15 protein-coding genes are annotated in these 26,294 nt (G+C 57.1%); 8 read left to right on the top strand and 7 right to left on the bottom strand.

Annotated features, from left to right (window positions below):
- Positions 1-38: 38 nt before the first annotated feature.
- Together AB4O22_RS22365 and AB4O22_RS22360 are read right to left on the bottom strand one after the other, a co-directional pair.
- Positions 39-1,664, bottom strand: a complete 1,626-nt coding sequence (locus AB4O22_RS22365) for an ABC transporter substrate-binding protein (RefSeq protein WP_123423127.1) — start codon at positions 1,662-1,664, stop codon at positions 39-41.
- A 255-nt stretch (positions 1,665-1,919) separates the two neighbouring features.
- Complete coding sequence (locus AB4O22_RS22360; protein ID WP_460097191.1) at positions 1,920-3,521, bottom strand: ABC transporter substrate-binding protein; 1,602 nt, start codon at positions 3,519-3,521, stop codon at positions 1,920-1,922.
- 296 nt (positions 3,522-3,817) lie between these two features.
- Between AB4O22_RS22360 and AB4O22_RS22355 the strand changes: the two genes are divergently transcribed.
- The 4 genes from AB4O22_RS22355 (at position 3,818) to AB4O22_RS22340 (ending at position 18,118) form a co-directional block, all read left to right on the top strand.
- Positions 3,818-16,639: a hemagglutinin repeat-containing protein gene (locus AB4O22_RS22355; protein ID WP_460097189.1), complete on the top strand. Its 12,822-nt coding sequence runs from the start codon at positions 3,818-3,820 to the stop codon at positions 16,637-16,639.
- Positions 16,640-16,655: 16 nt separating this feature from the next.
- Positions 16,656-17,069, top strand: coding sequence for a hypothetical protein (locus tag AB4O22_RS22350; protein ID WP_460097187.1), 414 nt, complete (start codon positions 16,656-16,658; stop codon positions 17,067-17,069).
- Positions 17,070-17,378: 309 nt separating this feature from the next.
- A complete protein-coding gene (gene imm45 / locus AB4O22_RS22345; protein WP_460097186.1) occupies positions 17,379-17,717 on the top strand; it encodes an Imm45 family immunity protein in 339 nt (112 codons plus the stop codon).
- A gap of 230 nt (positions 17,718-17,947) precedes the next feature.
- The gene (locus tag AB4O22_RS22340; RefSeq protein WP_460097184.1) at positions 17,948-18,118 is read left to right on the top strand and encodes a hypothetical protein; all 171 of its coding nucleotides are present in this window, start codon (positions 17,948-17,950) and stop codon (positions 18,116-18,118) included.
- A 56-nt stretch (positions 18,119-18,174) separates the two neighbouring features.
- Here the strand turns inward: AB4O22_RS22340 and AB4O22_RS22335 are convergent, their stop codons facing one another.
- The 4 genes from AB4O22_RS22335 to AB4O22_RS22320 form a co-directional block, all read right to left on the bottom strand.
- Positions 18,175-18,855 carry a PP2C family protein-serine/threonine phosphatase gene (locus tag AB4O22_RS22335; RefSeq protein ID WP_460097183.1) on the bottom strand — a complete coding sequence of 227 codons (681 nt, stop codon included), beginning with the start codon at positions 18,853-18,855 and terminating at the stop codon, positions 18,175-18,177.
- Positions 18,852-19,556 (bottom strand): hypothetical protein, encoded by a 705-nt coding sequence (locus tag AB4O22_RS22330; RefSeq protein ID WP_460097182.1) that lies wholly within the window; start codon positions 19,554-19,556, stop codon positions 18,852-18,854. Before AB4O22_RS22330 ends, AB4O22_RS22335 begins: the two co-directional genes overlap by 4 nt.
- Entirely contained in the window at positions 19,553-20,335 is a 783-nt protein-coding gene (locus tag AB4O22_RS22325; protein WP_460097743.1) for a MarR family transcriptional regulator, read from the bottom strand. The genes AB4O22_RS22330 and AB4O22_RS22325 overlap by 4 nt, the downstream gene beginning before the upstream one ends.
- Before the next feature lie 441 nt (positions 20,336-20,776).
- Complete coding sequence (locus tag AB4O22_RS22320) at positions 20,777-20,941, bottom strand: hypothetical protein (protein ID WP_460106128.1); 165 nt, start codon at positions 20,939-20,941, stop codon at positions 20,777-20,779.
- A 205-nt stretch (positions 20,942-21,146) separates the two neighbouring features.
- On the opposite strand from AB4O22_RS22320, the gene AB4O22_RS22315 reads away from it, so the two are divergent.
- Complete coding sequence (locus AB4O22_RS22315; protein ID WP_124356368.1) at positions 21,147-22,178, top strand: IS110 family RNA-guided transposase; 1,032 nt, start codon at positions 21,147-21,149, stop codon at positions 22,176-22,178.
- Between the two features lie 744 nt (positions 22,179-22,922).
- Positions 22,923-23,306, top strand: a complete 384-nt coding sequence (locus AB4O22_RS22310; RefSeq protein ID WP_460097181.1) for a DUF6124 family protein — start codon at positions 22,923-22,925, stop codon at positions 23,304-23,306.
- 123 nt (positions 23,307-23,429) lie between these two features.
- Here the strand turns inward: AB4O22_RS22310 and AB4O22_RS22305 are convergent, their stop codons facing one another.
- Positions 23,430-24,146, bottom strand: a complete 717-nt coding sequence (locus AB4O22_RS22305) for an SIMPL domain-containing protein (protein WP_003197790.1) — start codon at positions 24,144-24,146, stop codon at positions 23,430-23,432.
- A 234-nt stretch (positions 24,147-24,380) separates the two neighbouring features.
- On the opposite strand from AB4O22_RS22305, the gene AB4O22_RS22300 reads away from it, so the two are divergent.
- Positions 24,381-25,640, top strand: a complete 1,260-nt coding sequence (locus tag AB4O22_RS22300) for an ATP-binding protein (protein WP_003197792.1) — start codon at positions 24,381-24,383, stop codon at positions 25,638-25,640.
- Positions 25,637-26,197 carry a response regulator transcription factor gene (locus AB4O22_RS22295; protein WP_003177957.1) on the top strand — a complete coding sequence of 187 codons (561 nt, stop codon included), beginning with the start codon at positions 25,637-25,639 and terminating at the stop codon, positions 26,195-26,197. The genes AB4O22_RS22300 and AB4O22_RS22295 overlap by 4 nt, the downstream gene beginning before the upstream one ends.
- The last annotated feature ends 97 nt before the right edge of the window (positions 26,198-26,294 follow it).

The following is a 26,294-nucleotide window of genomic DNA, read 5'->3' as shown; positions in this document are numbered from 1 at the left end:
AGCAACGGCGACGTTGAGAACGCCGCCGTTGCCTGTCTTTATTTGCTGACGCTGACGCCGTAGAAGGAGTTCAAGCCAAAGGGGCTGATCTTGAAGTCCTGCACGTTGGCGCGCATGGGTTGATACACCGTCGAGTGAGCGATGGGTGTCATTGGCACAGCATCCTTGAGGACGTGTTGTGCCTGTTTGTACAGTTCGGTGCGTTTGGACTGGTCGGTGGTGCGCTTGGCTTCCTTGACCAGGCCGTCGAATTTCTTGTCGCACCATTTGGAGAAGTTGTTGCCGGCCAGCGAGTCGCAGCCGAACAGCACGTTGAGCCAGTTGTCCGGGTCACCGTTGTCACCGCTCCAGCCGATGATCATCGCCTGGTTCTCGCCGCCTTTGGAACGCTTGATGTACTCGCCCCATTCGTAGCTGACGATGTTGACGTTCAGGCCGATCTTCTTCCAGTCGGACTGCAGCATTTCAGCCATCAGCTTGGCGTTCGGGTTGTACGGACGCTGGACCGGCATCGCCCACAGGGTGATGTTGGTGCCTTCCTTGACGCCGGCTTCCTTGAGCAGCTCCTTGGCTTTCTCAGGGTCGTACTTGGCGTCCTTGATGGTGGTGTCGTAGGACCATTGGGTCGGTGGCATGGCGTTGACCGCCAGTTGGCCGGCGCCCTGGTAGACCGAGTCGATGATCTGCGGCTTGTTGACCGCCATGTCCAGCGCCTGGCGGACTTTCAGGTTGGCGAGCACGTTCGGCTCGTTGCTGCCCTTGATCTTGTCCATCACGTTATAGGCGATGTAGCCCAGGTTGAAACCCGCCTGGTCAGGCATCTTCAGTGTCTTGTCTTCCTTCAGGGCCTTGAGGTCGGCCGGGCGTGGGAAGAGGGTGATCTGGCATTCGTTTTTCTTGAGTTTCTGCATGCGCACCGACGGGTCGGTGGTGATGGCGAAGATCAGGTTGTCGATCTTCACGTCGTCAGGCTTCCAGTAGTCCTTGTTCCCGGTGTAGCGGATGTTGGAGTCTTTCTGGTAGCTCTTGAACACGAACGGGCCGGTGCCGACCGGCTTCTGGTTGATGTCGGGGGCCTTGCCTTCCTTGAGCAACTGGGCGGCGTATTCGGCGGACTGGATCGAGGCGAAGCTCATGGCCATGTTCTGGATGAACGCGGCGTCGACATCCTTGAGGGTGAACTTGACGGTGTGGTCGTCGACTTTATCGATCTTGGTGATGTTGGTGTCCATCCCCATGTCGGTGAAGTACGGGAATTCGGTCGGGTAGGCCTTACGGAACGGGTCGTCCTTGTTGATCATCCGATTGAAGGTGAACAGCACGTCGTCGGCGTTGAATTCACGGGTCGGCTTGAAGTACGGGGTGGTATGGAACTTGACGCCTTCACGCAGGTGGAAGGTGTAGGTCAGGCCGTCCTCGGAAATGTCCCACTTGGTCGCCAGGCCAGGAATCACAGCGGTGCCGCCGCGTTCGAACTGGGTCAGGCGGTTGAACATGGTCTCTGCAGAGGCGTCGAAGTCGGTTCCGGTGGTGTACTGACCCGGGTCAAAACCGGCCGGGCTCCCTTCGGAGCAGAACACCAGGTTAGTCGCGGCTTGGGCGAAAGGTGCGCTGGCTAATAAGCTTGCGCCGACTAAAAACGGAATGACCGCTTGTTTAAGCATGTTGGCCTCATGATTTGTTGTCATTTTTGGATTTGAGGGCGACCTCGTGAGTCGTCCTGCGGATACTTATGCAGGCCCCATACCCAATGCAAGATCCAGAGCGGTCACAAGTCCGAAACAGTGGCACGAACGTACCTTAATGTCGCATCTGTGTAACTTCCGGCGCATTTGATCGTTTGCGCGTGTTTTTTCGGGGCAAATCGCGCCCTTTCCCGGTGCGCCGCAGGGCTGTAGCGCACCGGAAATGGGCAGGTGTTACTTCTTCAAACCCACGCCGTAGAAGGGTGTGAGGCCGAATGGGCTGAGTTTGAAATCCACCACCTGCCTGTTTATCGGCTGAAATACCGTGGAGTTGGCGATCGGGGTGATCGGGACCTGTTGCTTGAGGATTTTCTGCGCTTGTTGATACAAATCGATCCGTTTCTGGCGGTCTGTCGAGACCTTGGCCTGCTGGATCAAGCGGTCATACGCCGGGTCGCACCACTTGGCGTAGTTGCTGCCCTTGACTGCCGCGCAGCTATACAGCACCCCCAGCCAGTTGTCGGGGTCGCCGTTGTCACCGGTCCAGCCGTAGATCATTGCATCATGTTCGCCATTTTTTGCACGCTTGATGTACTCGCCCCATTCATAGCTGACGATGTTGGCCTTGATGCCGATCTTGGCCCAATCCTGCTGGATCATCTGTGCAGACATTCGCGCATTGGGGTTGGACGCGCGCTGCACCGTCATCGCCCATAAATCGAGGGTGGTACCGGGCGCAACCCCGGCTTCCTTGAGTAGCGCCTTGGCCTTGGTCACGTCGTGGGGCGCGTCCTGGATGCTCGGGTCGAACGACCACTGGGCCGGTGGCAAGGCGTTCTGCGCCAGCTGCCCGGCGCTCTGGTACACGGCCTTGATAATCGCCGGCTTGTCGATGGCCATGTCCAGCGCCTGGCGGACCTTGAGCTGGTCCAGGGGCGGGTGCGTCACGTTGTAGGCCAGGAAACCCAGGTTGAAACCCGGCTGCTTGAGCACTTGCAGGTTCGGATCCTGTTCGATCACCTCGATGTCGGCCGGGCGTGGGTAGCCACTGACCTGGCATTCACCGCGCTTGAGTTTTTGCAGGCGCACGGCGGCGTCCGGGGTGATGGAGAAAATCAGGTTGTCGAGCTTCACGTCCTCGGGTTTCCAGTACGCGGTGTTGGCGGTGTAGCGGATCTGCGAGTCCTTCTGGTAGCGCTTGAACACGAACGGCCCGGTGCCGACGGGCTTTTGGTTAAGGTCGCCGGCCTTGCCTTCCTTCAACAACTGAGCCGCGTATTCGGCTGACTGCACGGAGGCGAAACTCATCGCCAGGTTTTGCACGAAGGCGGCGTCGACGTTGTTCAGGTTGAAACGCACGGTGTGCTCATCGACTTTCTCGACGCTTTTGATCGTGGTGTTCAGGCCCATGTCGGTGAAGTACGGCGATTCGGTGGGGTAGGCCTGGCGGAACGGGTGTTGTGGGTCGAGTAGGCGCTGGAAGGTGAACAGCACGTCGTCGGCGTTGAAGTCGCGGGTGGGGGTGAAGGTGTCGGTGGTGTGGAATTTCACGCCGTCGCGCAGGTGGAAGGTGTAGGCCAGGCCATCGGGCGACACGTTCCAGCTTGTGGCTAATCCGGGTTCGACCTCGGTGCCGCCGCGCTTGAATTGGGTGAGGCGGTTGAAGACGGTTTCGGCCGAGGCGTCGAAGTCGGTGCCGCTGGTGTATTGGCTGGGGTCGAATCCGGCGGGGCTGGCTTCGGAGCAGTAGACCAGGGTGGTGGCGGCTTGGGCCAATGGCGCTGCGCTGATCAACGCGAATGCGAGCAAGAGGGGTTTTAAAGTGGTTCTGTCCATGAAATCCCTTGGGGCGTGACGAAGGTTTTTCCGAAGACTAGCGGTTGGGACAAGGGTGTAGGAAATATCCAAAAGTAAGGGGCACCCCTGGGTTTGGGCATACCTGAATTTTTCAGCAATATTTAATTGACGCCGGAATAATGGCTATCTAGTATCGCGCCACTATTTTGATATTGCTTTCTGGGTGGAGGATGACGAGCGTCTTCCTTGCCTTGGGGACGAGGTCGCGCCTGGCTTTCCGGCCACCGACCTCGCACGGATGACCTTCTTAAATTGCGCTGCAACGAGACCCGATCATGGACGACCGCCAACACGCCTTCCTGGCCCGCCAACCTTCTGCTGCCCTGAAAAACCGTGAGCGGTTTCTCGGCATGCCCAAGCGCGGCCTGGCGTTCCTGTTGGCCAACGTCATGTTCTGGCAACCCATGTGGGCCCAGGCCGACGGCATCGTGGTCAGCGCACCGGGCACCGGCCTGGATCGGGCGGGCAACGGCGTGCCCATCGTCAACATCGCCAAGCCCAACGGCAACGGCTTGTCCCACAACCAGTTCACCGATTACAACGTCGGCAGCAACGGCGTGATCCTCAACAACGCCACGTCCCGCACCCAGTCCACACAGTTAGGCGGGATCATCCTCGGCAACCCGAACCTCCAGGGTTCAGCCGCCACCACCATCCTCAACGAGGTCAACGGCGGCAACCCCAGCCAGTTGCGCGGCTACACCGAAGTGGCGGGGCAGTCGGCCCACGTCATCGTCGCCAACCCGTATGGCATCACCTGCAATGGCTGCGGATTCATTAACAGCCCGAAAGTGACCCTGAGCACCGGCAAACCGATCGTGGAAAACGGCCAGTTGAACCGCTACCAAGTGGATCAGGGCAGCGTCGCGATTGAAGGCGCGGGCCTCAATGCCAACAATGTCGATCATTTTGAAATCATCACCCGCAGCGCCAAGATCAACGCCGAGATCCAGGCCAAGAACCTGGCCATCGTGGCCGGTCGCAACGACGTCAACGCCGACACCCTCAACGCCACCGCCCGTGCCGACGACGGCAGCGCCAAACCGCAACTGGCCATCGACTCCTCGGCCCTGGGCGGCATGTACGCAGGCGCTATCAAGCTGGTGGGCACCGAAGCCGGCGTTGGCGTGAAGCTGGACGGCAAACTCATCGCCAGTGGTGGTGATATTCAGCTCGATGCCATGGGTCACTTGAGCCTGGCCGAGACCTCGGCCAGCGGCGCCATCAACGTCAAGGCCGCCAGCCTCGACGCCCAAGGGGCGGTCTACGCCGGCACCAGCCTGAACGCCCAGACCCAAGGCAACCTGAGCAACCAGCAAACCCTCGCGGCGCGGGACGGCATCACGCTGAATGCGGGTGGGCAACTGAGCAATAACGGGATTATTGAAGCGGGGGTCAATGCTGACACTACGCGCAATGCGACGGGTGATGTGAGCCTCACGGCGCAGACGCTCAATAACAACGGCAAGAGCGTGATCGCGAGTCGGAATCTGACGGTCAACGTCGCACAGACTTTGAGCAACCAAGGCGGGACGCTCAACGGATCAGCCGCCGTAATCAACGTCGGAACGTTGGATAACCGCAATACCGGACGCGTTCTGAGCAACAACACCTTGAACCTCAACGCCGGTCAGGTCCTGAACAATAGCGGTGTCATCAGCAGCGGTAATATCGGTGGTAACGTCGGGCAGCTCATTAACAGGAACGGCGAACTCTCCAGCCAAACCAATACCGTACTGACGGTCACGTCGCTGGATAACGTCTCAGGCTTGATGACGGCTGGGCGTCTCCTGGATCTCACCGCGCTCGTCACGATCAATAACAGCAACGGCAAGATCGGCGCAAAACAGGCTCTGGCCGTTCGGGCGCAGCAGCTCGACAACAGTCAGCAGGGTCAGCTGACCAGTGAGGGAGCGCTGACCACCCGTGTCGGCGCTCAGCTCAACAATCAGAAAGGCCTGATCCAGGCCAATGGTGCGATGGATCTGCAAGCCACTCGCTTGGATAACCGCACCGGCAAAATTTCCAGCCTCAATACCCTGGCCATCAACAGCGCCAGTGTCGATAACCGTGGAGGACTCATTCGCGCCGATCAGGCCGCGAAACTGTTGATCGATGAACTGGACAACCGAGCCAAGGGCCGCGTCGAAAGCAAGGCCGCGTTGGCGTTCGAAGGTAACTCGCTGGATAACAGTGATGGGGGGCTGCTCACTTCGACAGGGGCGATGAACCTGAAGGCCAAAGAAGTGGCGAACGATGCCGGGCGGATTTCCGGCAAGGGCGATATCGAAGCGACCGTCGACACCTTGAACCAACAGGGCGGCGAGCTGGTGGCCGAGGGCAATTTGCTCTTGACCGGTAAGCGTCTGGACAACCGCCAGGATGGCTTGGTTGGATCACTCAAGACGCTGACAATGAACGTCGATCAAATCGACAATCGCGGTGGCTCGCTGTCCAGCCAACTGGATCTGCACATCCAGGGCACTCGCATGGACAACAGTGAGGGCGGCAAGGTGTTGTCCGATACCACGCTGGGCCTGAAGGTCGAGCAGATCATCAACGCCACCAATGGTCTGATCTTCAGCAAAGGTGCGAGCACGCTTAGCGGCGTCGGACTGAGCAATATCGGCGGACGGATTGTCACCCAGGGCAGCCTGGGGCTGAACTTCGATGGCACCCTCGACAACCAGCTAGGCCTGCTCAGCAGTGAAGGTCAAATGACTTTAAACGCTGGCCGCCTCGACAATCGCCTTGGCAAATTGTCGAGCCTTGAGGCGATGGCACTCACATCCGTCGGCGCAGTGTTTAACCAGGGCGGCCTGATCGCATCGCAAAAAGGCCTGGCGTTCAACAGCGCCAGCCTCGACAACAGTGACCAGGGCCTCATCAGCGCGAAGGCCAATTCAACACTGACCACCGGTGAATTGAAGAATCGTCAGGGCGGCAGTCTCGCCACCGACGGCACGCTATTGCTAACAGCGGCGCATCTCGACAACTCGGGTGGGAAAATCGGTAGCCAACAACAGCTTCAGGTGTCGGTCACCTCGTTGGAGCAGGATGGCGGCGAGCTTTTCAGCAACAGCGACCTGACCCTGGATCTCAACCATGGTCTGCTGAACAACCAGCGCGGCAATCTTCATACACCGGGTCAATTGCTTCTTAAAAATCTCAATGAGGTGAACAATAGCGGTGGGGAAATTTCCGGCGCAAAAGCCTGGCGCATCAATGCGCAGAGCCTGAACAACGATGGCGGAAAATTACTGAGCAATGAAAAGCTCACCTTCGTCATCGATCAGGCACTCAGCAACATAAAAGGATTGATCGCCTCCGCCGGCCTCGACAGCCGCAGCACCACTCTGAACAACGCTAACGGTGACATTCGTAGTCGTGGAGATGTCGATCTCACCATCGCCAGTTTTTTTGACAATCAGGCAGGCGTGGTCATCGCTGATAACGGTCTCACGATCAAAGCGGCCGAGTTGGATAACCGCCAAGAGGGCTTGGTGGGTGCGACAAAAGCACTGGCGCTGACCGTTGATCGTCTCGATAACCGCACCGGCGAACTGTCGAGCAAGGCCGACGTGACCCTGACGGGGGCCTGGCTTGATAACAGCGACAGCGGCTACATCCTGGCTGGCGGAAACCTTGCCTTGACCGTGGGGCAGATCATCAACCGCAACAAGGGGCTCGTGTCCGGCGACACGGGGCTGACGCTGACGGGGAAAACGCTGGAAAACAGCGGCAGGCTCATCACTCAGCGTGACCTTGCGATCAATCTCTCCTCGGATCTGAACAATGATCAAGGCGGCCTCCTCAGCGAAGGCTTGCTAACGATCAATGCCCAAAGCCTGAGCAACAACGGCGGCACAGCCTCCAGCGCCAAGGCCTTGGCTATCGAAACCCGCGATACCGTCAGTAACCGGGCCGGCCAACTGCTGACCGACACGACGCTCACGATCACCAGCAGTGCGCTGGACAACCAGTACAAAGGCACCCTGAGCAGCAAGGGCAAACTGAACATCACCACCGGTGCGCTGAACAATAGCCAAGGCAGTATGTATTCCGGCGACCAGTTGGAAATAAGCGCCGGTCAGGTGACTAATGCCGCTGGTAGCTTAGGCGCTGCCAATTCGTTGGTGGCCACTATCCAGGGTCTCGATCAGCAGGGCGGTCAGTTGTTCAGCAAGGGCAACTTGAGTGTCGACTTGAACGGTGGCGGGCTAAATAACCAGGGCGGCTTCATCGGTGCGCCGGGCCAGTTGTTGCTGAAAAATCTAGGTGAGGTAAACAACCGCGGCGGTGAAATTTCCAGCGACCTGGCTTTCGATCTGGTCGCCAAATCGCTGGACAACAGCGGCGGACAGTTGCTCAGCAATCAAAAGCTCACCCTGACTATCGACAACGCGCTGACGTCGGTGAAAGGCAAGATCGCGGCTGCCGCGCTGCAAATCCGCGCAGCCAGCCTGGATAACAGCGGTGGCGGTGTATTGCTCAGTGACAGCGATCTTGGCGTGACCGTTAGTGGATTGCTAACTAACGACAAAGGCACGATCAAGGCTGAGCAACAACTGAATCTCGACAGCATCAGTCTGAGCAACGTCGGCGGCACGCTGTTGGGCGGCTCGGGCATCGACATTGATCTGGGGCCGGCAACGGGAGATCTGGATAATCGCAATGGTTTGATCAACACCAAAGGCGTGTTGAACATCGCTCATCTGCGTGACCTCAATAACCGGATAGGCGAAATCTCCAGCGTCAACAGCTATAGCCTGACCGGTCACCGCCTGGATAACCGCGGCGGTAACCTGATCAGTAATGATCGATTAAGCCTCACCGCCGTCGAAATGAAAAACCAAGGCGGCTTGGTGTCCGGCTGGAATGGGCTGACGGTCGGCGGCGGCTCGCTCGATAACAGTCAGGAAGGTACGGTTTCCAGTTTGCTCGGTAACCTGACCATTGACCTCAGCGGCGCGTTGATCAACCACAGCAAAGGCGGTCTGGCGGGTAAGGGCGAGCTGAGCATCACGGCGGCCAGCCTCGACAATAGCAGCGGTATCGTGACCAGCGGCGGCAAACAGACGCTGACTTTCGCCGGTGGCACCCTTACCAACACCTTGGGCGGCCTGATCGAAAGCGGTGACACCCTGAATATCCGTGCGGCCGGTTTGGATAATACATCTGGCCGTGTCACCGCCAGCAAAGCCTTGGCCTTCACGGGGTCTGAACTGAATAACACCAGCGGCAGCCTGGTGGGGGCAGACAGCGTCACCCTCGACTTGCTTGGTGCCCTGACGAACGTCAATGGCGCACTTGGCAGTACCGGCCCACTGGTCATCAAGCGCGCCAGTGGCGTCGATAACCAGGGCGGCCAGTTGATCAGCCAGTCCCTATTGAGCTTGCTGACTTCTGGCGACTTGAACAACAGCAAAAGCGGGACAGTTTCGGCCATCGGCCAATTGAATCTCACCGTTGGCGGCATTGCTCATAACAATGCCGATGGCCTGATTTCCAGTCGTGACGCTGACGTGACCCTTACCGCCGCGGGATTGAACAATGCCAATGGCGCGGTGCAGAGCTACAGCGCCCTGAGCGTGAACGCGGGTAACGGCGCCATCGACAACCAGGGCGGTAAAATCATCGCCCAGACCGGCGACTTGAACCTTACTGCCGCCAGCCTCGACAGTCGGAGCGGCGTGCTGTCCAGTTTGAAGGGCCTGTTAAAAACTCGCCTGACCGGAGTGCTACGCAACGGCCAGGGCGGCAAGCTCGAAGGCAGCCGCCTTGACCTGCGAGCATTGGGCGGCATTTACACTGACGCCGGCCGTATCGCGGCCAACACTGGCGACATCCTGCTCGATGCGGGTGCTAATGTTTTGGACAATGGCGGCGGCGGAATCTACGCCAAGGGACGGGTGAGTGTCGCGGCCGGGTCGCTGAACAATAACGCCGGTCAAATCAGCGGTAGCAATATCGAACTTGGCGTCAATGGCAGCCTTACCAACAATGGCGGCCTGGTAGAAAGCGCCACCACTCTGGCAGTGCGAGCCGCCAATCTCGACAACCAGGGTGGGAAGTTGCGGGCGTTGGGTAACAGCGGCAAGACCGATTTTCAGATCGGTAGCTTGTTCGATAACCGTAACGGTCTGCTGGAATCCGCCAATACGGACCTTACCCTCGCAGCACCGAGCTTGCTCAACGCAGGAGGGACCGTCACACACGTTGGCCAGGGTGAGTTCGGCATTTCCACGGCCAACGTCATGAATGCCGGTGGTTCGTTATTGACCCGGGGTGGGTTGACGCTGAACGCAAGCAGTTGGACCAACAGCAGCGTGATCCAGGCCGGACGCCTGACGGTCAACGTCAACAACTTCACCCAGACTGCCAGCGGACAATTGTTAGCCGCGAACCAACTTGTGGGCAAAGGGGGAAACTGGATTAACGACGGGTTGATTGCCAGCGATGGTGGCCTGGATATCCAGTTGACTGGCGGCTACAGCGGCAATGGTCGCGTGAGCAGCCTGGGCAATTTGACGTTGAAAGCAGCACAACTCGGTTTGACGAGCGTTTCGAGCATCGGCTCAGGTGGACTCGGCACCATCAACGTGGATGGTTTGCTGAATAACGTCGGTGGTCGCCTGACGTCCAATGGCGACTTGATACTCAACGCTGGAGCGGTGAGCAACACCGGTACGCTCGGCGCCGCCCAGGAACTCACGATCAAGACGGCCAGCCTGGCCAATAACACTGGGCTGATCTTCAGCCGTGGCAACATGAATCTCTTCGCCAACGACCTCACCAACCAGACTGGCGATATTTACAGCATTGGCAATCTGACGATCGCTGGAAGGGATGGTGGTCGTGCCAATAACGTCAACAACCTCGCCGCATCTATTAATGTTGATGGTGATTTTTCGTTATCGGCGAATAGTTTCAACAATAAAACCGAAGGCGTGGTTGGCGAAGAGAAATTCATCTCCGGCGACATCACGTTCGATGGGGCGGGAACGTTCTATGTTAACGAGAGCTTTGAGTCGACATCGACTATTTCCGGTCCGCAAGCGTCTCTCACCGTAGCCGGTAACTTGACCGGAAACGTCGGAGCCTTCACCAATACCGCATCGCTGATTTCTGCGGGCAAAAATATCAAGCTTGATGTCGATACCTTCGATAATTTTGGACTTCAGTCTGGCAGCTTCACCCGTTCACGAATCTACAAACTGGGTGGATTGCCTGGTAAGCGAATAAGTTGGATTAGTGAAGATCTGCAACGTTACGCCGATCAAAACTCAAGAAATCAATATGATTACATCATAAGTTGGCATGAGCCGGACAAGGGCGGAACGCATTGGGATTACGCCGTGCTTAGCCAACAAAAGCTCAACACAGTCAACACCAAGTTCGGAATTGGCTCTGAAGTCGCGATACCTACCCAAATCTTGTCTGGCGAGCTGAAAAAAGATGACCGTATTTTCACCAACGGCGGCGGCAGCGTTTCGTCCATCGTGCAGGCTGGACAAGCTGTAGAAATCAACGCTAAAACCACCATCAACAACGGTAACCTCAACCCCTACACCAACTTTGATGGCACGGCCAAGGCCTCGGCTGATACAGGCGTCAACAGCGCCGTCAAACCGACCATCGTGTTCTTGAACCCGCAATTGCCACCGGACTTGGCTCAACAGCAAGTCAACCCGCTGGCGCTGCCAGGCTTCACCCTGCCGGTAGGCAACAATGGCCTGTTCCGCCTCAACGGGAAGGGCGCAAGCGAGCAGGGGAATGTGCCAGGCGAAGGCCGAACCATTGGTTCGGTTGCCGGCACGACCGCCGAGCGCTCTGTCGAGTATCCAGCGAGACCCGCCACTGCTTTGCAGTTCGATCAGAACAATCCAGTTGCAATAAACAAGCGCGACCTGATCCTGGCCGCTCGTCCGTCGTTGAACCTTGACGACAAGGCAGCCCTGATCAATGTCAACGCGAGCGCCAGCGATGGCCCGGTGGGCGTGCTGTTGCCCAATCGTGACAAGGGCGCGTTCGACGTGCCGCGCGTCCAGGGGCTTCCCGACACCAGCGTGCGCTCCAACCCGCAAAAATACCTGATCGAAACCAACCCGGCGCTGACCGACCTCAAGCAGTTCATGAGTTCGGACTACCTGCTGGACAAACTGGGTTACGACCCGGACACCAGCGCCAAGCGTCTTGGCGATGGCCTGTTCGAACAGCGGTTGGTGCAACAAGCGGTAGTCGCCCGCACCGGCCAGCGCTGGATTGATGGCCAGACCTCTGACGAAGCGATGTTCAAATATCTGATGAACAACGCTGTGGCCAGCAAGGAGCAGCTCAACCTGTCCTTGGGTGTGACCTTGACCTCCCAGCAAGTGGCGGCCTTGACGCATGACATCGTCTGGCTCGAAGAGCATGAGGTGAATGGAGAGAAAGTGCTGGTGCCGGTGCTGTACATGGCCCAGGCCAACAATCGCCTGGCACCCAACGGTGCGTTGGTCCAGGGCGGTGATGTAACCCTGATTGCCGGTGCGGATCTAAACAACGCCGGCACGCTACGAGCTTCGAACAATCTATCGGCCGAAGCGGGCAACAACCTCACCAATAGCGGTTTGATCGAGGCCGGCGAGCGTCTGACGCTCAAGGCTGGTAACAACATCATCAACAGTGGCGGAGGTATTATTTCCGGCCGTGACGTCAGCTTGACCGCCACCAAAGGCGACGTGATCAATCAGCGGGACGTATATGGTTTTGACACCAACTACGGCGGGACGCTTCAGCACCGGGATGTCTTGAACAGCGCCGCGCGGATCGAGGCGGCCAATGATCTGAAGATCGATGCAGGGCGCAACATCAACAATATTGGTGGGGTATTGCGAAGCGGGGAAGACCTCAAGCTAATCGCTGGCCAGGATGTGAATATCACCTCGGTTCAGGATCGTCGCACGGACGCTCGTGGCAGCAACTTCCTCAACCAGACCATTACCCAACATGCAGCCGAAGTGACTTCCGGACGGGACCTGTCGATCAGTGCCGACCGTGATGTCGCGGTTGTCGCCAGTCGATTGGATGCCAAGCGTGATCTCATCGTCGATTCCGGTAATGACATTGTCATCACCTCGGCCGCCAACGAAAGCGATTACGTCTCGCGCAGCAAAAGACGGGCGAATGAAACGCATAGCATCACCCAGCAGTCGTCGGTATTAAATGCAGGCCGCGACATCGCACTGAATGCGGGTAATGACCTCGGCATCATCGCTAGCCGGATCAAGGCCACGGATGATGTCAGCCTGAATGCCGATCAAGACGTCGTCATCGCCTCCGCGCAAGACGAGGCTTCCTCTTATTACTACAAGAAGAAGAAAGGTTCGTTCGGACGTAGCAAAACGACTGAGAGGCAAAGTTACAGCAGTACTAATGTGGCGTCTGTCATCGAGGCAGGAAGAGATCTCACCGTCAATACAGCTATGGACGGAGACGGCAACGTCAGTCTGAATGGTGGGCGAAATGTCACGGTCATGGGCAGCGAATTGAAGGCTGGGAGTGACTTGATCGTCGGCGCCACCAATGACGTGGCGGTGCTCTCCGCTACCGAAGAAAGCGGGGCATACAGTAAAAAGACAAAGACTGGTTTGTTTGGCCTGTCCAAAAGTGGCAAGAGCCAACTGCAAACCAATGTGACTCAAGTGGGCAGCGAGCTGAGCGCTGCTAACGATGTAGTCCTCGTTGCCGGCCATGACATCGCAATGCAGGCCAGTGAAATCACCGCGAAAAACAATGCTGAGCTGCACGCCGGTCTGATCGATAAAACAGGCGATATCGATCTCACCGCAGCAGATGACAGGGCTTATAGCCGAACCGAGGAATACAAGAAAAAGGTTGGCCTGTCCCTCAAGGACACGGTCGGTCTGTTCGCCGGTACGCCGGGGGCGGGGGCGGATATCACCCTGAGTTCATCGCAGAAAAAAGGCCGAGAAGTTGTCAGCAGCACCAGCGTGGGGAGTCAGATCAACGCAGGGAACGATGCCGTACTGGACGCGGCCCGAGACATCAATATCGTTGGCAGCGGCGTCAGCGCCGGCCGAAATGCGACGCTTGATGCCGGACGTGACGTGAACATACTCGCAGGTACCAATCAGCGCAGAAGCAATGAATGGAAAACTGATAAAAGCTACGGCATCAAGCAGGACGTCGACAACAACGGTTACACCACGTTCGTCGGCAATGAAACGATCAAGAAAGGCCGTGATACCGACGGCAATACGGCGGCAGGTAGCCTTGTCGAAGCAGGGCATGATGTACGGATTGATGCCAAACGCGATATCAATCAACTGGGGTCCGACCTCCAGGCTGACAATGACATCAAGTTGAAAGCGGCACGCGACATCAACATCCTTGCCGTCAACGAGCGCAATCAAGTTACCACCACTGAAAGTGTAAAGCGTAACGGCACCACGACTACTGTCGCCTATAACATAGGAAATACGATAGATGCCCTGGGCGGAACGGGTAAAGGCGAAGATGGCGTCAGTAAAACATCGAGCGTTTTGAAAACCGTTGATGCCCTCGATCAATTCTTCAGCGGTCCTAAATTCGATGGACACATCGGCGGTTCAAGTACCAGCCAGAGCCAGACCCAAACATCGGTGAGCAATCGTTCTTCCAGTCTTTCGGCAGGCAACGACATCAGCCTTGAGGCTGGTAATGATGTGAGCGCAAGTGGCGGCCGGCTCGACGCCGGGCGTGATATCAACGTGAGTGGGCGCAATATCACACTCGACGTGGCTCACGGTGCGCAAAGTACAGATAGTCATCAAACCCAAAGCAAAGGCGGTGTGAAGGGCGGAACCACCGGTGGCTTCAAACTGGGCGTAGGTCTGAGCGCCGCCGGCGGCGAAGATGAGTCGATGCAGGGCACGTCCACCGCGACGCGGCTCAATGCCGGCGGTGATATCAACCTGGACGCCAAAAATGACCTGACCTTGATTGGTACCGAGGCGACTGCCGAGCGGGATATCAAGCTCAAGGCAGGCAACGACCTGAAAATTTTGTCTGCACAGAATGCCTCTAGCAGTGATAGCAATCGACGCAGCTGGGGCGCCGAAGGCGGCCTCATCCTCGGGCAAGACGGTATCGGTGTTTATGGCAGCGCCAACATCGGCCTGGGTAACCTTGAGCGCGAAGGAGTCCAGCAACAGGAGGCGTACCTCTACGCCGGTAACCAACTGAACTTCGAAAGTGCTCGCGACACCACCGTCGCCGGTGCCACCCTGCGTGGAGATGAAGTCATCGGCGATGTCGGTCGCAACCTCACCGTAACTTCCGTACCGAATACGGGCAAAGCCGAGGGTAAAGAGTTCGACGCCAGCCTCACGGTGGCGGTGAGTTATGGCGTCACCGTCAGCGGCTCGGTGGGCTACGGCCAGACCAACGGCAAAACCAATTGGGTCGAGAACCAGACCGTCATCAGCGGCGCGAACAAAGTCGATATTCGCACAGAGAACCACACCCAACTGGACGGGGCGGTATTGGCGGCGGACAACGGCAATCTGAAACTCGATACCGGTACCCTGGCCTCTCGCGATATCACCGGTAAAGACAATGAGCATGGCTATTACCTTAATGTCGGCGGTAGCTACAACATGGGCAGCGGCTCGCAAGCCGATAAGCCCAACAAAGGTATGGAGGGTAAGGAAAAGAACAGCTGGTCGGTCGAGGGTTACAACTACAACAAGGACCGTGAACAGATTCTTCGTGCCACGGTGGGAGAAGGCGAGATTGTGGTGCGTGACGACAAGGTCACGGGTGCCGACTCAACCGCCGGGCTAAATCGGGATGTAAGCAAGGCGTACGAGGTGACTCGGGATGAGGAGCATCGGACGGAACTGTATGCGTCCAGTACTTCTGTCGACGCTGTACTCAATCCGAAAAAGACACTCGATAGATGGGAAAAAAGCGTTGAAAACTACGGCGAAAACAGTCTTGAGTCGTTAAATGTTTTAACGGACCTGCTTTTCGGTGCGGCGAATATTGCGGTGGGCAATAGTTTTGACGATGCAAACAAAGTCACTGTCGTCCGAGCCTTTAAACGGCAGTTAGGCAGTCGTGATGCCGAGCGTAGGGAAGCAGCCGCGGGCGATGCATTACGCGGCATTACTAAAGGTGCTGAAACGGCTGAGGTGCAGGCCCTTGCTAAAAAGATAGCCGATATTGCAGGTCAAAATCCCGATCAGGCGTACGGGATGTTGGTGTTGCTTCAGCGGTTACAGAACCCTCATCCTGAAGTATCGAGTTTCGTACCAATACCCCTGCTGGCCGGCGGTGCCGTTGCTGCTTTAGGGGCGGCGTTGGTGTCAACTGAAAGCTCGCCACAAAACCAAGAAAACATGCGGGTGGCGGCGAATTCAGTCATATCATCTCTAGATGAGGCAGGTTACACCGGGCAACAACAGTTGAGCTTGTCGGCAGAGTTGTGGTTGTTTATTTTTAAAACTACTTTTCCGGTCCATTTGCTTGATCCTAAATATGGTTTACTGGATTTTCCGGCAGAAAATAACGACTCGCTTCATCCTGTTAGCGCGGGTGGGTCCATCGTACTGCCTTCAGGGCCTAATAGTACCGGGGGGAGTACGATCGAGAGTAACGGTGGCTGGAGCACCACTTCGCCTGCGGTGGATGGGGACTTGTCACCCGGGAATATGTATAGCAGCCCAGTGGATTACGACCATATTATTGGAGCGGACTATAAAACGAACGGCACACCTACCGGTGGTCATACTTTGTTGAATGGTGACGTGAGGATAGTGCCGGGGACTCAAACGGCACCTGATCCCTACGGCGTCTACGAGGCTACCGTCGAAGTACCTGACCTAAGAAATCCAGGACAGTGGATTGTGAAGCCCGCTAATAATGAGGTGAATACTATGTTTCCTGCTGCTTGGGATAAGGAAAGGCTGGTTCATGAAGTGGATGCCGCGTGGAACAGTCCTCGTAAAGTAGTTACGGGTACAATGTGGCGATCTGTAACACCGTCGGGAGTGTCGGTTCAAGGGTATATTTCACCCAGAACAACAGTCTATCCTGTGTACAAGCCTTAAATGTGAGGGACGTAACGTGGAATTGAAGTTTTATCATGCGGCAATGGGATTCCATCCGGTAGCTGGAGATGTATTTCATCCGGTAGCCGAAGTTACTCCAGGACAGGAAAATATGGAGCGCTATGAGCTTTATATCTGTAGTGTCCTTGGTGCTATCGCCCAAACCCCGAAACGTTGTGACCAGTTACTGGCCTATCTCGCTTCGGTTGAAGAGGGTTCGCAGGAGTCGACAAGTATAGGGGGAAATGATGTCCTATTAAACATGGACGCCTCAGGTGTACAGGTTGATATTTTGGTCAACGAAGAATGGACCGGTCAGCCAGAAAGCAGGTTTACCTTGCAAGAGTGGCGCAAGATCTTAGAAAAATGGAAGTACCTTCTAGAACTGCCCAAAGGTTCTGATGAGGTCGTTATAGTGAAATTGCCGTAGGCGGAGGACGAGCAGAATGAGTTTCGAGTTGGTGGGTTTTGGTGATTTTGGTTCGGCGCATCCCGGCATGCACCGTCGCCCATCGAGAGCGGTATTGGGCAGTGAAAATTCGGCGAACTCTTGAGGAAGAAGGATGCGACTCATAGACGCTTCAGGTCGAGGACGCTTCATGAGGACGCCGATGAGGAGCAACTCTTATTTTCTACTGGTCTAAAAGACGGGAAAGCACATTGGCGAGTTTTATTTTGATTCGGTGACTGTCCCTGACTCAAGGTGGAAGGCTAGAGAGCATGATTTGAGGGGTAAGTAATGAACGGTATTAAATTAGTCGATAGTTTGGCTCCAGCGATAAGCCGAGGGCAGATATTCCGACTCCCTGCCCGTTGGCCGTATGAAGAAATTGTAGATTTTATGGTTCTTGATATTCCCGATGAACAATATGGGCATTCTATTGCCGTTGCCTCAGGTAATAAGTCGGGGCTTTTAGTGGTGTGTCTGCCAGTTGAAAGTTGCTTGCCTCAAACACGCGGGCTTTCAAGGGAGTGGATAGTAAAAAACTGGGCTAAATGGGTGTACCCCGACTGCCCTGTTGAAAATGTTTACTTGTTCGATCGGGCGGAGGTCCCATCTGATTTGACAGAGCGTTAATTGGTTTTGATTGTTGGGGTGGGAAGGTCGATGTTCCTTGATCATCTAAACCCCCGACTCGAACACCGGTACCTACTATTTCTGCACTTATGCGCTGACCGTCAATGATCTGTATGTGCAGGGAGGGGACGCCAAGGCTCTAAAATATGTCGAAATCGCTCACGTGGATCTATCAGCGCTCAGAACAGCTTTCGCACTAGCCAGCTCCAGCTAACCGAGGACGGCGTCAGTTGGCGCTGAGCGCGTCAATTGATGAGGGTGGTTATATTGATTCAGCGGCCACGGAGCGTTTGTTCGAAGCGATTAAAAATAAAGGTGTATCGGTGGTGAAAAGCGAAGGCATTATCAATCCACCCGCACCGCCTTCGCCGATGATCATTCCAATAATTATTAAGAGATAGTGACCTGCAATGATAAGCAGGGAACCATCGCGATGATGGCCTAAATGAGATGATGGCTAAGCCGGGATCTGCGCAACTATCCAGGAGACGTCGTCATCGACATGGATGGGATCAAGCATCTCGACTTCCAGTAATCGGGCCTGCGTCACATCGCTTAAGTCAGCCCAAAAGCCATCAGTTGCAAAAACCAGTTTTTCACCTTCAATGATCGTCCTTGTGACTATCTCGGGATCTGGTTTATTCCGTGCTTTGAAACACCGGTTTATTCGGTGTCGGCCTGGATCTGCTGCCAATTGTCTATGGTTACGATCGCGCTTCCAGTTGGCAAGACAGTGAGGTGCTGTGAACCAGGTGACCGGGCTGTTTGAAGAAGCTATGCCAGCGCAGCAGTCGCCTTCGTAAGCGATTGTGAGGAGCCCTGCAGCGGCTACACCGACCAGATAGCTCGCTGATCCTGCGAAGGTTGTCGAAAAAAGCCGGTCGTGTACGTCATTCAATATCTCCTTGAGTAACGCCGCCGCTTCTTCATGGCTGTTATCCGAACAACCCTGCGCGACTTTCTCGCAATACAGTGTGAGTATTTGGTTGACCAGCGCCTGTGCGAGCAGGCCACTGCCTGGTCTTGACGTGCCGTCCACGACGACAAACAGCCCTCGTGCTCCGTCGAACCTTGCTCCTACAGCGTCTCGGTTCTCATCTCTTGCCCGACCTTTAATAGACCTGGCTGAGTGGATCATTGGATGTCGCCCAACTGTTTCAGGCGCTGATAAATCAGTTTGTCTCGGCCTGGGTTTGCGCTGACGGAATGGAAGCTTTGTATTACATAATCCAGTGAATTGAGTGCCAGCAGCCCGGTGATGCCGGTCGCAATATACGTTCGTAGTGCCTGATCTGCCTGGCTAACCTCCTCTAGCAAACTCTCTCGGCCGTCTACAACGAGAACGATATCCTCGACATCTTTATGGTAGGCATCGCCGTTGCCGCGGCCTTTGAATGCTTCGAGCTTTGTCGCGACAAAGTAGGCGGGTTTGAAAATTTTGATCGCAATCCCGCAGGGCAGGGTGAGCGTGTCTGCGTTCGCCAGGCCATCCACAAACCAGCGGTTTTCATAGCCGAGCACCTCTTTCACTGAGGGCATCACGTCGACAATCACATCGTTGAACTTGAACCTGCATGTTACGTCGCTGTACTCGGCGGTAATCTTGAAACCCTTATCGGCCAAGCGCTCTGTCAGTCTTTGCCAGTCAGCGATGCCACCTAGCTCAATCACCAAGTCAACGTCGTCAGTGCTGCGGATATCGTCCAGCACAATCTCGTCAGTGCACAGAAGCCAGGTGGTCGAGCCGCCAACGAAGGCGACCTCTTTTAAAAGCTCGTCGCTCAACCCTTGCGCGACGGCGCTCAATATCTCGTAATTGTGATCAGAGGCGATGCTCAAAGACCCATCCCTTTTTTAAGCAGTTGGATGGCGACGCTGGTTTCGCGAGGTCCGCCCAACCGTATTGAGTCAACCAAGGCCAAGTAGTGATAGAGGGTCCGATCGTTCTTCACGGCCTCAGGCACTGTCTTGTAGATCGGCTCGACGGTCTGGCCACGCTCGGTGCCGTGCGGGTCCGGCCAGACATGAATATTTCCTCCTGCGCTTTTGAGGTGTTTGGAAAGCACCGGAGATGCAAACCCGGTTGGAATTCCTCGTGCCAGGGCGCCAGGCTTGACGGGGAAAAAGTACTTCAATGCGTGTTCGGTGATCTTTAAAAGAGCAGGGCGGTTCACTTTGGGCAAGGACGTTTCATAGTCGTTTGTCACCAGTCCAGCCTCCCGGCACCGGGCGATCGAGTTTGATATTTCACTTTTGCTCAAGCCCAAGGATTCAGCCAGGGCCCTGAGGGTGTAGCGGTCTTCCCATTTGGCTGCGGTCCTTTTCTGGGGGGCGTCATCGTCGGCGTCCCAACCTTCCCACTGGAACGAGTCTGCGTCGATGATGCGTTTTATGGCGACCTCTAAGTTGTCCCAGGATCTTTCAGGCGGCGGGGAGGTGATGAATCTGGGTTCAGGGCTGTAGTCATCCGGCAGCAAGTCAATCTGGGATAAGCCGCCCCACGCCACTGTTTGGCTGCCCGTCGGAGACACTTCCTCCTGTGCGTGAAGGCTCGCCATTTTGTACATGAGCAAAATATCTTGACTTTTCACGGCGGTTAAATCTCTGCTTGTCCACATTCCATAATATGTGGACAAGTGTTGCTCGATGTTTTTTATGATGTCAAATATTATTTTAGGGCGAGAAGCGGAAAAGTAACCAAAACGCTACATGCCCCCACTGCTCGGCACTTCGCCTAGGCTCGGTGTGCCCGAGCGCAGGCATGGTTAACGGGGCGCTCGAGATCAACGTCCACCGCGAGGAGGCCTTATAGCCGACCTGGCTCTCCTGGTCGTACACCCATCAGATTTGTTTGAGCAGGACCTGTGGGAGCAAAGCTTGCTCGCGAGGCGGCCTTACAGCCGGCCTGTTTCTTCGGCTGTCCCCAATCAAAATTGTGGGAGCGAGCTTGCTCGCGATGAGGCCAGCAAGCTCAACATCCATGTGACTGAACCACCGCCATCGCGAGCAAGCTCGCTCCCACAGGAGAAACGCGGTCTCACCAAGAGCCAGGTCGGCTACTAGGCCGCCTCGCGGTGGACGTTGATCTCGGGCGCCCCGTTAACCACGATGGCCGAACGCAGGCATTGATCCGTGGGCACCTCGGCATGGATGCCGAGGTAGCCGCGCTGGGCCATGGATGGCCCTTCGCGGCGGCCCACGGAGCAATGCCGGAGTGAGGGCACACCGAGCCTAAGCGAGGTGCCGAGTGGTGGGGCAGAAGCGCTTTGGTTACTTTCGCGCTTTTCGAAAGTGACCCGCCGTAATTAGATGGACTCGCCCACGCCGAGGCGTCAATGCGCCGCGGTGGCAGTCTAAGAAGCCAACGACAGCGAGGGCGAGTCCATGAAAAAGAATACGACGCTTAAACAGTCCCTGTCTTCAACCGATCTGTCGACCTGTACGACAGTGGCAGTCGATCTAGCCAAGCAGGTATTTCAGGTCGTAGGCGAAGATGCTCTTGGCCAGGTGCTTTATGAAGAACGCATCAAGTCGCGTGAGTCCTTCCACGCATTCTTGCGCAAGCTGCCGGCAAACATCGTTGTACTGATGGAAACCGGCCCCGGCGCTCAAGCATGGGCACGACAGCTGCAGGCGCAGGGTAATCTGGCGCGAGTTCTTCCGGCGCAGCTGGTGGCCGACCACCGCAGTGGCGCAAAAAATGATCGCAACGATGCGCTGGCCATTTTACGGGCGGGACGGGACACCAAAATCACAGCGGTGCCCATCAAAAGTGCTGCAGCACTGGCCATGCAGGCATTACACCGTGCCCGGCAGGGTTATGTGCGTCGGCGTACAGCTACGAGTAACCAGATGCGCGGGCTATTGATGGAACACGGTGTTGCCTTGGCACAAGGTGATGTTGCTATCAGTCAAACCCTACCTCGGATACTGGAGGATGCCACCCAACCATTGCCAGACATATTGCGCGAACTCATCGACGAGCTGCTGGGCGAATGGCGCCAGTTAGGCGAGCGGATCAACGTATTGACCGGTCGCCTGGAGATCGCTGCGAACCAGGATCAAACCGCCAGACGGTTAATGACGGTACGCGGTGTCGGTCCGATCATCGCCACAGCGATGCTAGCCAAGCAGACCGAACCCGAACGTTTTGCCGATGCACGCCAGTTCGCCGCCTACTTTGGCATGGTGCCCGATCAGAACAGCAGTGGGCAGAAGGTTCGCCTGGGCAAGATGAGCAAACGAGGCGATGGTTACATACGTAGCCTGATGGTTCAGGGTGCTCACGCCGTATTGAGGCACCTACGTCCTGATTCTGAGCAGCCCGACGATCGTCGCTTGCAACGTTGGCTGAGTCGGCTAGGACGTAAGGAAGCGGCGGTACGACTAGCGAATCGCAACCTACGAATCATCTGGGTGCTGCTACAGAATGACCAGACTTATCACAGCCAACCGGCCTAAGGCCGGCCGGCTGCGACAAGTTACAGATCACCAGAGTTCTGCCACCGGGGCGTAAAGCGCTCCAGCCCCTGCTAGAAAACATTGACCCCAGGTCAGACCGTCGCGGAACGATGCCTGCGCCCTTACCGGCCTTCGAGGCCTGAACGTAATCGGCATACCGCGAGCTCAACCAATGTTGGCCAGAAGCCAAAGATGGGCTTCCTCGAATAGGCCTTATACATAGATGCAGCCGGGTAGCAGTGTTGAAAAGCGGGTAGACAGTGGAGGCGAGTCCATACATAAGGACGGAACCATTAGTCGCCGTCATCAAAAAAACGGATATACACACAACGCTGAAAAGGGCCGCTTCGCAGCCCAGCGGGAGCAAGCTCCCTCGCCACGGCGGTTGCAGCGCCAGGAGGTGTGATGAGTCATTCATTTGTGTCGGAAGGATCACCTGCCACGAAACGAAACATCCCACAGCTTTTTAGGGTTGCCGCTCGGAAGTGGGCTCTCTAACCTTTGGACGTCGCTGCCATTCAGCGACCGGGTGTGGAAACCTGAACCTTTTAACAGTGCATGGCTGAACATCGTGTTGCCGACGTCTCATTTCGTCTGCAAACTGCGTCTTGGCGGCTGTGCGTGGGCAGACTTCGGTCTGGCCGGGTCCTGTTAACCGGTATTTCCACCCCGCGTACCGCTGCCACCTATTGTCGCGTGGAAACGACACAAGGATGGCTCCAATTTTATACAGGAGTATTACATATGGATAAGTCAGTCCCCGACCCACCCTTCAACAAAACCAACCCCCTTTCCGGTTTCGACGCCATCGAAGACCTACTCAAAGACCGCGCCGCCGCCGAGCGAGCCCTCAATCATTACCTCAACCCAAAGCCTCCAGAGCCAAGCACCGACCAGCGCATCGACAGCCTGTTTTCCGTCACCGCCAAGGCCGACGCCGACACACTACTGACCAGCACCTCCGAAACCCTGGCCTCCATCAAGGCCATGGCCGAGGACCTGGCTTTCGAAGTAGAGGGCACGCGGCGCAGCGTGGCGTTGGGGATTCATCAGTTGGTGGAGTTGTGCCAGTTGCTGGTGGACAAGGCGTTGGATCAGCTTGAAGCGCCAGTCAGCCCAGCACCTTAGTCATGATCGTTCCCACGCTCCGCGTGGGAATGCCTCCACGGACGCTCCGCGTTCGGCTTTGGAAAGGGACGCAGAGCGTCCCGGGCTGCATTCCCACGCGGAGCGTGGGAACGATCGGGCGGGTTACTGCATCAACACCTCAACCACCCCATCCGCCGTCATCGTCACCTGGCTGGTGCCCGCTTCAACTTCCGGCGTCACCGACTCAGCATCCATGGACGCGGCTTTCATCATCATCTGCGGGCGCATGTACGGTTGTGGATAACCGTTGGTATTGAAGTTCAGGTTGACGATTTTGTAACCCTTGCCGCCCAGGGCGTCGGTGGCCAGTTGGGCGCGGGCCTTGAAGGCGTTGACGGCGTCCTTGAGCAGGGCGTCTTCGCTGGTTTTGCGGGTGGCGGTGGCGATGGCGAAGTCCATGCCGGCCATTTTCATGTCACCCAGCAGTTCGCCGGTGAGTTTGGACAGGGCGGCGAAGTCGGCGCTTTCCAGGCGCAGTTCCGCGCGCTCACGCCAGCCGGTGATTTTCCCGCCTTTGTTGTCGTAGATCGGGTAGCTGTTGCGGCTGCCCTGGCGCAGATTGATGTCCTTGACCTCTTTGGCCTGGCCGATGGCTTTGTTCAGCGTGGTGCTGACGGCGGCGGCGAGTTTGGCCGGGTCGGTGTTCTGCTCCTCGGTGTAGAGGGTGACGATCATCAGGTCGCGGGCCACTTCCTGGCTGGCTTCGGCGCGCAGGGAAATCTGGTTGTAGTGCAGCTCATCGGCGGCCAGGGCCGGCAGGCTGGCGGCGGTGCCGAGGCTGAGGGCGAGCAGGGCGGCGGGGCGACGGAACGTGTGCATGAAAGCTCCTTGGGATGGTGCGCAGGGGTGAGGTCCGGGCCTGCGTGAACGTTAAGACTCTAGCTTTTATGGGTGGGTTCGCACAGTTACAACTTCTATACAGATGTGCATGAGTCCAATTGACAGGGGGTGTGTCATTTCGAGGCTGTGGCGCTTTGCCGCATATCTGCCGCTGCAAGCCGCGCCTTGGTTATACTCCGTGCGATTCGCCTGGAGCGCTCATCAGGAGAGCTCATGCTCGCCCCTTTGCAAATGACATCCGCCTCTCGCCAGAACCTCTGGCGCCTGACATTCATCCGCATCCTGGTCCTGGCGGCCCAGGCCGGCTCGGTGGGGCTCGCCTATTGGTTCAACCTGCTGCCGCTGCCCTGGCTGCAATTGGCGATCACCCTGGTCTGTTCCAGCGTGCTCTGCGCGCTGACGGCGATTCGCCTGCGCACCTCGTGGCCGGTAACTGAGCTGGAATACGCCGTACAGCTGGCCGGCGACCTGTTTATCCACAGCGCGCTGCTGTATTTCTCCGGCGGTTCCACCAACCCTTTCGTCTCTTATTACCTGGTGCCGCTGACCATCGCCGCGGTGACGTTGCCGTGGCGCTTTTCGTTGATCCTGTCTGGTATCGCCCTGGCGCTGTACACCTTGCTGCTGGCGCGGTTCTACCCGCTGGAAACCTTCCCCATCGCCCGGGAAAACCTGCAGATCTACGGCATGTGGCTGAGTTTCGCCCTGGCCGCGGCGGTCATCACGTTTTTTGCCGCGCGCATGGCCGAGGAGCTGCGTCGCCAGGAAGAATTGCGGGCCATCCGCCGTGAAGAGGGCCTGCGCGACGAGCAATTGCTGGCCGTGGCGACCCAGGCCGCTGGCGCCGCCCATGAGTTGGGCACGCCGCTGGCGACCATGAGTGTGCTGCTCAAGGAGATGCGCCAGGATCACCACGACCCGGCGTTGCAGGAGGACCTCAGCGTGCTGCAGGACCAGGTCAAGCTGTGCAAGGAGACCCTGCAGTACCTGGTGCGCGCCGCCGAGGCCAATCGTCGGCTGGCCATCGACATGCAAGATGTCACCGACTGGCTCGATGAGGCGTTGAACCGCTGGCACCTGATGCGCCCGGAAGCCAGTTATCGCTTCCAGCGCCTGGGCCAGGGCCCGGTGCCACGCATGGCACCGCCGCCGGACCTGACCCAGGCGCTGCTGAACCTGCTGAACAACGCCGCCGACGCTTGCCCCGAAGGGCTGGAAGTGGCGTTGGACTGGAATGCCTATGAGCTGACCATCAGTATTCGCGACCACGGCGCCGGTGTGCCGCTGGCGATTGCCGAGCAGATCGGCAAGCCGTTCTATACCACCAAGGGCAAAGGTTTCGGCCTGGGCCTGTTTTTGAGCAAAGCCAGCGTGACACGCGCCGGCGGCTCGGTGAAACTCTACCCCCATGAGGAAGGCGGCACGCTCACCGAGCTGCGCCTGCCCCATGCCGACCGAGGAGACGAAACATGAGTGACGAGATCCAAGTCGACGGCGAAGAGCTGCCGCACCTGTTGCTGGTAGATGACGACGCCACGTTTACCCGCGTCATGGCCCGCGCCATGTCCCGCCGCGGTTTTCGCGTCAGCACCGCAGGTTCTGCCGAAGAAGGCCTGACCATTGCCCAGGCCGATCTGCCGGACTACGCCGCCCTGGACCTGAAAATGGACGGCGATTCGGGCTTGGTACTGCTGCCCAAGCTGCTGGAGCTGGATCCGGAGATGCGCGTGGTGATCCTCACCGGTTATTCGAGCATCGCCACCGCAGTCGAGGCTATCAAGCGCGGTGCCTGCAATTACCTGTGCAAACCGGCGGACGCCGATGATGTACTGGCGGCGCTGTTGTCCGAGCACGCTGACCTCGACACCCTGGTGCCGGAAAACCCCATGTCGGTGGATCGCCTGCAATGGGAGCACATCCAGCGGGTGCTGACCGAACACGAAGGCAATATCTCCGCCACGGCTCGCGCCTTGGGCATGCACCGGCGGACTTTGCAGCGCAAATTGCAAAAGCGTCCCGTGCGTCGCTGAACCTGCGCTGAACAGGTGTTGTCCACCCCCGCGACACATCGGGTCGTTGCTCTATATGATCGGCCCGAGTCTGTTCTTTTTTTATAGAGCCTTAACC

It is taken from the genome of Pseudomonas sp. S3_B11 (genome assembly GCF_054667715.1).
This window is presented reverse-complemented; position numbering and strand designations above follow the sequence as displayed.